The sequence below is a fragment of the Streptomyces sp. E2N166 genome, assembly GCF_003671715.1.
Lineage (GTDB): Bacteria > Actinomycetota > Actinomycetes > Streptomycetales > Streptomycetaceae > Streptomyces > Streptomyces thinghirensis.
On sequence record NZ_RAIF01000006.1, the window covers coordinates 1,107,334 to 1,118,620 of the forward strand.

The window sequence follows — 11,287 nt, forward strand, 5'->3', positions numbered from 1 at the left end:
TTCCTTTGTACTCACCCGAGAGACTCTCTCAGGCTTTCCTCCGGGCGCTTCCCTTCGGTGTTTCCAACACTACCAGTGTTTCCCGGTGCTTCTGACCATCGTCCTGCAGGCATGCAGACGACGATCCAGCGATAGGATCTGACAAGTTGGGTTCCGCTGGGGCGAGGACGTCTTGCTTCGCGTCACTCAGCCTCAAGCAGGAGTAACGACTGTACACGGAGCCGTGGAACGGGTGCAAATCCGTGAGGACTGTGGTCTAGACCTCTAATCGGAACACTCATGCGGAACCGGTACTTCCTATGACATACCCTGCTGCACAGTGCGCCGTCCGGGACAGGCAGTGACGGCCCGTATACATCTCCGCCCCTGGGAGGCTTCCCATGACCACCGTCTCGTCCCCACTCGCAGGACGTGCCATCGGACTGGCCGCCGTGCCCGATCCCGTCTTCTCCGGGGCCATGGTCGGCCCGGGTACCGCCATCGACCCCGTGCGCGAGCCTTCCGAGGCGGTCGCGCCGGTGGACGGGGTCATCGTGTCGCTGCACCCGCACGCCTTCGTCGTGGTCGACGACAGTGGGCACGGTGTGCTGACCCATCTCGGCATCGACACCGTCCAGCTCAACGGTGAGGGCTTCGAACTGCTGGTGAACAAGGGCGACACCGTCGTGCGCGGGCAGGGCGTGGTGCGCTGGGACCCGGTCGCCGTCGAGGCCGCCGGAAAGTCGCCGGTCTGTCCGATCGTGGCCCTCGAAGCGACGGCCGAGGCCCTTACCGAGCTCCGTGAGGACGGCGAAGTGAAGGCCGGCGAGAGTCTCTTTCTCTGGAAGTGACGTCAGCGCCGTCGCATGACGGCTGATAGGACAACCACCGCGGCGGCGGGACCCGCCGCACTATCGGGACGGGTGAGATGGAGACAACGCTGCGAGGCGTCGGTGTGAGCCACGGTGTGGCGATCGGCGAGGTTCGGCACATGGGGACTGCTGTGCTCGAGCCCCCGGCAAAGCAGATTCCGGCCGAGGACGCGGAGCGCGAGCAGGGGCGCGCCCGCAAGGCCGTGGAGGCTGTGGCGGCCGATCTGATGGCGCGCGGCAATCTGGCGGGGGGCGAGGCCCAGGCCGTGCTCGAGGCGCAGGCCATGATGGCCCAGGACCCCGAGCTCATGGCTGACGTGGAGCGGCGGATCGCCGTCGGCAGCACGGCCGAGCGCGCGGTGTACGACGCCTTCGCCGCGTATCGCGCCCTGCTGGCCGGTGCCGGTGAGTACCTGGCCGGCCGCGTGGCCGATCTCGACGATGTGCGGAATCGTATCGTCGCCCGTCTGCTCGGGGTGCCGATGCCGGGCGTTCCGGACAGTGACGCGCCGTACGTCCTCATCGCGCGGGACCTGGCGCCCGCCGACACGGCGCTGCTGGACCCGACCCTGGTCCTCGGCTTCGTCACCGAGGAGGGCGGGCCGACCAGTCACAGCGCGATTCTCGCGCGGGCGCTCGGTGTGCCGGCCGTGGTGGCGCTTCCCGGCGCCGGTGAGCTGCCCGAGGGCACGGTCGTCGCCGTCGACGGCAGCACCGGTGAGATCTTCGTGAACCCCACCGACGAGAAGAAGGGGAAGCTGGAGGCGGAGGCGGCCGAGCGCAAGGCGGCGCTGGCCGCGTCGACGGGACCGGGTGCGACCTCGGACGGTCACAAGGTGCCGCTGCTCGCGAACATCGGGGGTCCCGCGGACGTACCCGCGGCGGTCCAGGCCGGGGCGGAGGGCGTCGGTCTCTTCCGTACCGAGTTCCTCTTCCTCGACGACAGCGAGAACGCGCCGTCGGAGGAGAAGCAGGTCACCGCCTACCGGCAGGTGCTGGAGGCGTTCCCCGAGGGCCGGGTCGTCGTGCGCGTGCTGGACGCCGGCGCCGACAAGCCGCTGGACTTCCTGACCCCGGGCGACGAGCCGAACCCGGCGTTGGGTGTGCGAGGGCTGCGGACGCTGCTCGACCACCCGGACGTGCTGCGCACGCAGCTGACCGCGCTGGCGAAGGCGGCGGAGGGACTGCCGGTCTACCTCGAGGTCATGGCCCCCATGGTGGCGGACCGGGCCGACGCGAAGGCGTTCGCGGACGCGTGCCGCGAGGCCGGGCTGCGGGCGAAGTTCGGCGCGATGGTGGAGATTCCCTCCGCCGCGCTGCGGGCGCGCTCGGTGCTGCAGGAGGTCGAGTTCCTGTCGCTGGGGACGAACGACCTCGCGCAGTACACCTTCGCCGCCGACCGTCAGGTGGGTGCGGTGTCCCGGCTGCAGGATCCGTGGCAGCCGGCGCTGCTCGACCTGGTCGCGCTCTCCGCGGAGGCGGCGAAGGCCGAGGGCAAGAGCTGTGGCGTCTGCGGTGAGGCCGCGTCGGACCCGCTGCTGGCGTGTGTGCTGACGGGTCTGGGCGTCACCTCCCTGTCCATGGGTGCGGCGTCGCTTCCCTACGTCCGGGCGACGCTGGCGAAGTTCACGCTGGCGCAGTGCGAGCGTGCCGCGGCGGCCGCCCGGGCGGCGGACAGCGCCGAGGAGGCGCGGAACGCCGCGCAGGCGGTGCTGTCCGGCGAGTAGGTCCGGGCGGGTCTGCCACCTGGCATTGCCGGTGCGGGGCGTTCCACCTTCGGGTGGGGCGCCCCGCACGCGTTCAGTGGTGGTGTCCCGGTGGCAGGTGGTCGTCTCCGAGGTCGGGCGGTGCGCAGTAGTCGACGTTGGATTCCGGGGAGATGAGGTCGCCGGACTCGACGTCCGTGCAGTAGGCGTCGAAGACCTCACCGGCGGTGAGAGGTTCGAGACCGTATCCCCGCAGACGCCAGCCGTGGATTCGGTCCGGGCCGCTCGGGGGGCTGACGCGCATGACGAGTCCGCCGGGGCTGTGGGTGGCGAGGCCGAGGGCGAGGACGCCGGTGAACTCCAGGGCTTCGGCCTCGTCGATGTGCGGGGTGCCGTCGACGTCCTCGTCGGCGTGGAGGACGGAGAGGAGGGTTTCCGGGGAGCCCGTGACGCTGCACACCAGGTGCCGGTCGCCCGGTGGCGCCGTTTCGAGGACGCGGCGGAGGAGGCGCGAAGCCCGGGTGAAGGCGGCTCGGCCGAGGTCCTCGCCGCAGGTGGCGCAGTTGCCGAGGCGGGCGAGCAGGTTGGAGGCGTACTCCCAGGTGGCCTGGCGGACGGCTTCGTCGACGAGAGCCGGGAGGAGGTCGGCGAGGGGCTGGTCCTCGTACGGCAGGGTCGGTCCGCCGGCGGCGAGTTCGGCGGTGAACCGGGTGCGGCTGGCGGGGGCGTCGGGGTCGAGGCCCGTGGCCGAGCAGAAGTCGGCGTACTCCTCCGGGTCGAAGAGGGCGATGGTCGTGTGGGTGCCCTGTGCCGCGCGTGCCCTGAGCAGGGCTTCCACCTGGTGGAGATAGGCGGCGTGATCGTCGAAGGTGAAACTGCGGTAGCGCCGCATGGCGCGGAAGTCGTGTTCGTCGGTGAGCAGTCCGATGGTGCCGGCGATTTCCCGGCGCAGGACGCGTCGCGTGGTCTGGTCGGTGTGCGCCATCTTTCCCCCTGTGCGCAGTCGATCAATGCTCACTCACAGTAACCGGCGGCACTGACAACGGCGTCGGGTGAGGCGCGGGGACCGGCCGCCGTCGGGGGCGGCCGGCCAGTGGAGGGCCTGGTCAGGTGCGTTTGCGGGCGAGGTCCTCGTAGAAGTGGAGCAGGTCGAGGTTGTCGATGGATCCGGGGTTGACGGCCTTCTCCAGCGGGGTGCCCTGGAGGAGTCGCTTGACCGGGACCTCGATGCGTTTGCCGGTCAGGGTGTGCGGGATGCCGGGTACTTCGATGACCTCGTCGGGGACGTGGCGCGGGGAGAGCTGTTCGCGGATGGTGCCCTTGATGCGGGACAGGAGGGCGTCGTCGAGGGCGGCTCCGGGGGCCAGGTGCACGAACAGGGGCATCCAGTAGCCGCCGTCCGGCTGCTCGACGCCGATGACGAGGGATTCCCTGATCTCCGGCAGTCGCTCGACGGCCTCGTAGATGTCGGCCGAGCCCATGCGGACGCCCTGCCGGTTGAGGGTGGAGTCGGAGCGGCCGTGGATGACGACGGAGCCGCGCGAGGTGACGGTGATCCAGTCGCCGTGCCGCCAGACGCCGGGGTAGGTGTCGAAGTAGCTGTCGTGGTAGCGGCTGCCGTCGGGGTCGTTCCAGAAACGGATCGGCATCGAGGGCATGGGGTTGGTGACGACGAGTTCGCCGACCTCGTCGGTCAGTGGAGTGCCGCTGGGATCCCAGGACTGCAGGTCGGTGCCCAGGCCGGGGGCCTGGAGCTCGCCGATGTACACCGGGAGGGTGGGCACGGCGCCCGCGAAGCAGGAGCACACGTCGGTGCCGCCGCTGACGGAGGCGATCCACAGGCTCGCCCCGCTCTCCGCGAACTCGTCGTGCAGCCAGCGGAAGCCGTCGGGCGGGAGCGGGGAGCCCGTGGTGGCCACGCACTGGACCCGGGAGAGGTCGTGGTCGCGGGCGGGGTGTACGCCGGCCTTGCGGCAGGCCATGACGTAGGCGGCCGAGGTGCCGAAGAGGGTGGCCCCGGTGCGTTCGGCGATGCGCCACTGGGCTCCGGTGTCCGGGTAGCCGGGGCTGCCGTCGTAGAGGACGATCGTGGTGCCGGTCAGCAGGCCGGAGACGAGGAAGTTCCACATCATCCAGCCGGTCGACGTGTACCAGAAGAAGCGGTCCTCGGGGCCGAGGTCGCAGTGCAGGCCGAGTTGTTTGAGGTGCTCGACGAGGATGCCGCCCTGGGACTGGACGATGGCCTTGGGCAGGCCGGTGGTGCCGGAGGAGTAGAGCACCCACAGGGGGTGGTCGAAGGGCACCTGCTCGAAGACGGGGTCCGTGTCGGCCGACGTCAGCGTCGCCCATTCCAGTGCGCCCCCGGGTGCCTCGGTGCCGAGGAGCGGGATGTGGACGACGGCGCGCAGGGTGGGCAGTTCGCGGCGGAGTTCGGCGACGGTGTCGCGGCGGTCGTGTTCCTTGCCGCCGTAGCGGTAGCCGTCGACGGTGAACAGGACGACGGGTTCCACCTGCTGGAAGCGGTCGAGGACGCTGCGGGCGCCGAAATCGGGGGCGCAGGACGTCCAGACGCCGCCCACGGCGGCGGTGGCGAGGAAGGCGACCACGGCCTGGGGGATGTTCGGGAGGTAGCCGCTGACTCGGTCGCCGGGGCGGACGCCGAGGGCGCGTAGTTCGGCGGCGAGGGAACCGACCTGGCGGCGCAGCTCGGCCCAGGTGACGGGGCTCGGTTCGTGGGTCTCGTCGACGTACAGGAGGGCCGGTTCGTCCGCGCGGGTGGCCGCCGCGCGCAGGGCGTGTTCGGCGTAGTTCAGGGTGCCGCCGGGGAACCACTGGGCGCCGGGCATGGTGCGGTCGCCCAGCACGCGCGCGTAGGGGGTCGAGAAGCGTACGTCGAACCATTCCGTGACGGCTTTCCAGAAGGTGGCCGGCTCGTCGACGGACCAGCGGTGCAGTGCGGCGTATCCGCCCTCGGCGGGGGCGCCGTGGTGCTCGGCTGCCCAGGTGTGGAACCTGGTGATCCGGGCCTGCGAGATGCGCTGGGGATCTGGCTGCCAGAGCGGCTGGGGGTTCACGGTCGACATGGGGCGGCTCCCGGACTGTGCGCGTCGTGTGCGTCCTGCGCGCACGGGCTGGGGTGTGCGCGTGACGCGGCTGACACGGACGATGCCACGTGATCGACTTCTACACCAGGGCGCGCTCCACATAGTCGCTGTCGTGAAGATGTGGTCCCGTCACAGGTGAACGGCAGTTGAACGACGCCCGCGCGGGAGGTGGTCGGTGGCAGGGTGAGCAGCATGGACGGTCGTGACCTGGTGCGTTCGATGAAGGCGGTCGGTTCCGAGGGGGCGGCTCAGGGGTTGCGTACCGTGAGGGCGGCGTGGCGCAGGCGGCAGGCCGACGCCTCGGGGCTGCCGCCGCGGGGTGCGGAGCGTGCGCGGGTGCCGGGTCCGATGCAGGAGGTGGAGCCGGGGCCCGGGGGCGGTGTCGTCCGGTTCAGCCGTTCGGAGCTGCGCGTCCTCGTCGCCGCGAACGGGGCCGTGTTCTGGGGCTGGGACGGAGCCGGGCCGGAGCCGTCGTACGCGTTGGCGGGCCGCTGTCCGGAGCCGGATCCGCGGGCGGTACTGGAGCCGGACAAGGACGGCGGCTGGCGGGTGGTGGCCGAGCGGGCGACGGTCGCCGTCTCCCGGCACGGCTCTGTCGAGGTCCTTACGCCCGGGGGTGTGGTGCTGCGCCGCGAGCTGCCGCCCCGCTGGTGGGAACCGGTCGGCGGCGGTCCGGCGCGGTGGACGCAGCGGTCGGAGGTCGCGGCGGACGCCCGGTTCTTCGGGCTCGGCGGGCGGGCCGCGGGTCCTCGGCTGCGCGAGGGCACGTACCGGCTGTGGAACAGCGGTCCCCGCCTGCCGTTCGCTCCGGGCGAGGACCCGTTGTCCGTCACGATGCCGGTGCAGCTGGTGGTGGCCGACGCGGGGACGCATCTGGTGTTCCACGACAGTTCGTGGGACGGCACGGTGGCGTTGCGGGAGGGCGAGGAGGGCGCGGGGTCCGGTCATGACCGGCCCGGGCGGAGTGTGCTGCGGATGGACGGCGGTCCGCTGCGGTGCTGGGTGACGGTGGGCACCCCCGCGCGCGTGCTGCTCGCCTGGACCTCGCTGACCGGGGCACCCGCGCTGCCGCCCGCGTGGGCGCTCGGTCACCATCACGCGCGGTCGGGTCCTGGCGACGAGCAGGAGGTGCGGCGGATCGTCGCCGGCCATCAGGAGCGTGATCTGCCGCTCGACGCCGTTCACCTGGACGTCGACCATCTCGACGGCCGCCAGGTGTTCACCGTGGACGAGGAGCGGTTCCCCAAGCTGCCCGTCCTTGCCGAGGAGCTGCGGCGGGACGGCGTCCGGCTGGTGTCGGTCGTGGGGCCCGCGGTCCCGGCCGCGCCCGGCAACGCCGTGTACGACGGCGGGACGAGCGAGGACGTGTTCGTGCGGGACGCCTCGGGGCGGGTTGTCCAGGGAGTGGGGTGGCCCGGGGAAGTGGTGTTTCCGGACTTCACACGCGCGCGGGTGCGTGAGTGGTGGGGCGGGCTCTACGAGGAGCGGCTCGGGCAGGGATTCGCGGGATTCTGGCACGACCTGGACGAGCCCACCTCGTTCGCCGCGTTCGGAGAGGCGACGCTGCCGCGTTCGGCCCGGCACTTCCTGGAGGGGCGGGGCGGTGACCACAGGGAGGCGCACAACGTGTACGCGCTGGGTATGGCGCGCGCCGGGTACGAGGGGGTGCGGAAGCTCGCGCCCGAGGAGCGGCCGTTCGTCCTCTCGCGCTCCGGGTGGGCCGGGATGCAGCGTTACGGCGGCGCGTGGTCCGGGAACGTGGCCACGGGGTGGCCAGGGCTGCGGGCGGCGTTGTCGCTGGTGATGGGGCTCGGGTTGTGCGGGGTGCCGTATGCGGGGCCGGATGTGGGCGGGGCCGGTGGGAGCCCGTCTCCGGAGCTGTATCTGCGGTGGTTGCAACTGGCTGCCCACCTTCCGCTGTTCCGCACGCACGGGGGGCAGGGGGCGGGGCGCGGAGCGCCGTGGGAGTTCGGTGCCGAGGTGCTGGAGCACGCGCGCGTGGCGCTCGTCGAGCGGCGGCGGCTGCTGCCGTACTTCGTGACGCTGGCGCATCTGGCGCGGCGTACGGGTGCGCCGTATGTGCGGCCGCTGTGGTGGTGGACGCCGGAGGAGCGGGCGTTGCGGGACTGCGAGGACGCCTTCCTGCTGGGCGACTGCCTGCTGGTGGCTCCGGTGCTGGGTCCGGGGGCGGACCGGCGGGCGGTGCAGCTGCCGCGCGGACGCTGGTACGACGTGGTGACGGAGCGGGCGTACGAGGGACCGGCGCAGGTTCTCGTCGATGCCCCTCTGGCGCGGATTCCGGTGTTCGCGCGCGCGGGCGCCGTGCTTCCGGTGCGCGGGGAGGACGGCGGGCCGGTGCTGGAGGTGTGGGCGCCCGCGCGGGGGCGGACCGGTGGTGGTCTGGTCGTGCCGGACGCGGGCGACGGCTGGGTGGAACCGGAGATCGAGCGGTACGTCTCGCGTTGGGAGGGGGGTCGGGTGGTCGTGGAGCGGGAGGGCGAGGACGGCGTGAGCGAGCCGTCCCGCCCGGTCCGTGTCCGTGGGCTCGTGGAGCGCTCGGCTCAGATGTAACGGCCCTCGAACCAGGCCCGCACGGCTCGGGTGTGAAGGGGGAAGGCGAGTTCCTCGGCCCTGCGCAGCAGGTGCCATCCCTCGGTCTCGTGCGTGGCGGCGGACAGCGGGAGGCCTTCGGCCGACCGCTCGGGGAGCAGCCCGAACAGCAGCAGGTGGCCGTCGGGTGAACTCATGGCGTCGATGAGGCGTACGTCGCGGCTCGCCGCGTCGATGCCCGTCTCCTCCTTCAGTTCACGGACGACGGCCTGCCGCCAGTCCTCCCGGTCGTCGACGTAGCCGCCGGGCAGTGCGACGCCGCCGCGCGCGGGGGCCACGGTGCGGGTGATGACCACCAGGGCGGTGCCCTGCGTGTCGTACACGGGCTGGAGGGCGACCGCGACGGGCAGCGGGTTGCGGTAGGCCACGGTGCCGCACGCGGGGCAGGTGCGGGGCCAGCCGGAGACGCCCTCTCCGTAGAGCGTTCCGCAACTCGAACAGTGGGAGCCCGGTGCGGAGTTGGGAGCGGAGGTTTCAGTTTCGAACACGCGGCGGACTGTATCCGATTCTGGAGGGGGTGGCTCCGGCCGGCGGCTCAACGGCGGCCGGCGAGCGACTTCGCGGAGACCGGGAAGTCGAAGTAGGTGTCCGGGTAGGGCTCGGGCTTGTAGGTGAAGTGCCACCACTCCTCGGGGAGGTTCACGAGGCCGACGTCCTCCAGGCTGTTCTTGAGCAGCAGCCGGTTGGCGCGCTGGGCGCCCTGGATACGGGGGTCGAGGGTGTGTGAGCGGGTGTCGAAGCAGTCGTAGCCGGTGCCCATGTCGACGGAGTTGTCGGGGAAGCGCTCGTCCTGGGGTGCGAAGCAGGGCACCAGGGGCTGCCCGGGGTGGTAGGGCCGGGTCGGCTTCGCCGGGAGCTTCACGATGGTGAGGTCCACGGTCGAGCCGCGGCTGTGGCCGGACCTCTCGGCGATGTAACCGTCCGTGAAGAGGCGCGTCTTGTCGACCTCCGGGTAGAACTCGGCCTTCGTCCTCTGGTCGTCGAGGTCCTCGGCCCAGCGGACGAAGTGGTCGACGGCGCGCTGCGGCCGGTAGCAGTCGTACACCTTGAGGGAGTAGCCCTGGCGCAGCAGCCGGGTCTGGGCCCGGTGGAGGGCTTCGGCGGCGGGGCGGGTCAGGACGCACCGGGGCTGCCGGTAGCCGTCGACGCGCTCGCCGACGAAGTTGTGCGCGGTGGTGTAGCGCATCTCCTGGATGATCGTGGGGGCGACGGTTCTCAGGGCCACGAAGTCTGCCGGGGCCTTCGGCTCCGGTTCGGCCTGGGCGGTGGCGGGGACGGCCGTAACGGCGAGCAGGGCGGCGAAGGTGGTGGCCATGCCGCGGAGCGTGGTGGAGAGTCGTGTCATGTTCCCTGCATCTATCAGGAGTGGGCTCCGCGGGGGAAGTGGGCGGGTCGGCGACTTGGCGTCCGTACGCTCCGGGAGCGCGCCGGAATCCTGCGTGAACGTCGCGTGAACTGGGCCCGGACGGGTGTCTGTGGCGCCATTCTGCTCCCGTGCGCTCCTGGACGGACACTCTCCGCTTCGCCTTCCAACCGGTGGTCAACCTGATGACCGGCGGGGTCGCGGCGCTGGAGATACTCGCCCGCCCGGAGACCGGCGACATCCTGGCCGAGGCGCGCCGCGACCCCGAACTCGACGGCCGGCTGGTGGTGGCGGCGTTCCGCGCGGCGGTGCGCAAGGAGACGCTGCTGCCGCTGCACGTCAACGTGTTCGCGGGCACGCTCGCCGACCTCGGTGGCCTGCAAGGTCTGCACGGCGCCGTGCGGGAGGCGGGGCGGATGCCGTGGGAGGTGACGGTCGACGTCTGTCCGCCGTACGCGCATGTGCCGCGGCATGCTCTGCTGGAGGCGGTGAGCGGGTTGCGGGGCCAGGGCTTCCGGATCTGTGCGGACGGGGTCGGTGACGGGGACGCGCCGCTGCGGCTGCTGACGGATCTGGCGCCGGAGCTGGTGAAGCTCGACGCGTCTTTGCTGGCCCGGCCGGCGGCCGTACGGGCGATGCGGGTGCTGTGCGACGAGTTGGGGGCGCTGCTGTCCGTCGAGGGCGTCGAGACGGAGTCGCAGTGCGCTGCCGCGCGGGCGGCCGGGGCGCAGTTGGCGCAGGGGGAGTTGTTCGCGCCGCCCGCGCGGCTGCCGGCGGCGGACGTGTACGTTCCGCCCGGCTCCCCCGGTGTCGTAACGGCACCGCGTTCGGGGCCCTCGGTACGGCAGTTCGTACGGCCGGCCGCGTTGCTGCCCGCGACCGCCTCGGCGGGGCAGGTGCGGGCGCTGCTGACCGGGGCGCCGGACGTCTCCGGGGTGCTGCTCGTGGACCGGAACGGCGTCCCCGTGCGGTCGGTGCACCGCTCCCGCTTCCTGCTGTCGATGTCGGGGCGCTACGGGCACGCCCTGTACGCCGACCGGCCCGCCGCGAAGCTGGGCGACCCGCCGCGGACGGTGGGCGTCGACGCGACGGCCTGGGAGGTGCTGGACGTGGTCGCCGTCGGCGGCCGGGGCCGCACGTCGGACGACGTGGCCGTGGTCGACGTGTCCGGGCGGTGTGTCGGCGTCGTGCGGCTCGCGGACCTCGTGCGGGCGCTGGCCGAGAACCGGGTGGAGGAGGCGGCCGGACTCAATCCGCTGACCCGGCTGCCGGGTTCGGACGCGATCACGGGAGAGGTGGACCGGCGGATCGCGGACGGGCGGGCGTTCGCGCTGAGCTGGCTCGATGTGGATCACTTCAAGCAGGTCAACGACGGGGCCGGGTTCGCGGCCGGCGACGAGCTGATCCGGGCGGTCGGGCGGGCGCTGTCGCAGAGCGCGGCGGGGTCCGCGCGCGTGGGGCACATCGGCGGTGACGACTTCCTGGTGCTCACCGATCCGGAAGGGCTGGATCCGCTGGCCGCCTCCGTGCTGGACGTGCCGTGGTCGGCCGGCGGGCGGCCCGTGACGCTGTCGTTGGCGACGGTCATGTGCCCACCGGGCAGTGTGCCGGACCACCGGCAGGCGGCGGCCTGGCTGGCCCCGCTGAAGAAGG

General features: G+C 72.2%; 8 protein-coding genes. 4 read left to right on the forward strand and 4 right to left on the reverse strand.

All coding sequences use genetic code 11. The features are described from left to right. Window positions 1–380 precede the first annotated feature (380 nt). Both EBH09_RS05390 and ptsP read left to right on the forward strand, forming a co-directional pair. Window positions 381–830 (forward strand): PTS glucose transporter subunit IIA, encoded by a 450-nt coding sequence (locus EBH09_RS05390; RefSeq protein WP_121745818.1) that lies wholly within the window; start codon window positions 381–383, stop codon window positions 828–830. Window positions 831–907: 77 nt separating this feature from the next. Then, window positions 908–2,578 (forward strand): phosphoenolpyruvate--protein phosphotransferase, encoded by a 1,671-nt coding sequence (ptsP, locus tag EBH09_RS05395; protein WP_121745819.1) that lies wholly within the window; start codon window positions 908–910, stop codon window positions 2,576–2,578. 73 nt (window positions 2,579–2,651) lie between these two features. On the opposite strand, the gene EBH09_RS05400 is transcribed toward ptsP, so the two are convergent. Continuing rightward, complete coding sequence (locus EBH09_RS05400) at window positions 2,652–3,542, reverse strand: hypothetical protein (RefSeq protein ID WP_121745820.1); 891 nt, start codon at window positions 3,540–3,542, stop codon at window positions 2,652–2,654. 121 nt (window positions 3,543–3,663) lie between these two features. Then, a complete protein-coding gene (locus EBH09_RS05405) occupies window positions 3,664–5,640 on the reverse strand; it encodes an acetoacetate--CoA ligase (protein WP_121745821.1) in 1,977 nt (658 codons plus the stop codon). Window positions 5,641–5,853: 213 nt separating this feature from the next. Between EBH09_RS05405 and EBH09_RS05410 the strand changes: the two genes are divergently transcribed. Further along, window positions 5,854–8,232: a TIM-barrel domain-containing protein gene (locus tag EBH09_RS05410; protein ID WP_121745822.1), complete on the forward strand. Its 2,379-nt coding sequence runs from the start codon at window positions 5,854–5,856 to the stop codon at window positions 8,230–8,232. Here the strand turns inward: EBH09_RS05410 and EBH09_RS05415 are convergent. Then, entirely contained in the window at window positions 8,223–8,759 is a 537-nt protein-coding gene (locus tag EBH09_RS05415; RefSeq protein ID WP_121745823.1) for an NUDIX domain-containing protein, read from the reverse strand. The genes EBH09_RS05410 and EBH09_RS05415 overlap by 10 nt on opposite strands. Window positions 8,760–8,806: 47 nt before the next feature. Beyond that, window positions 8,807–9,616, reverse strand: a complete 810-nt coding sequence (locus EBH09_RS05420; protein ID WP_121745824.1) for a M15 family metallopeptidase — start codon at window positions 9,614–9,616, stop codon at window positions 8,807–8,809. 149 nt (window positions 9,617–9,765) lie between these two features. On the opposite strand from EBH09_RS05420, the gene EBH09_RS05425 reads away from it, so the two are divergent. Then, a partial coding sequence (locus EBH09_RS05425) for a GGDEF domain-containing protein (protein ID WP_121745825.1) occupies window positions 9,766–11,287 on the forward strand: 1,522 nt, incomplete at its 3' end.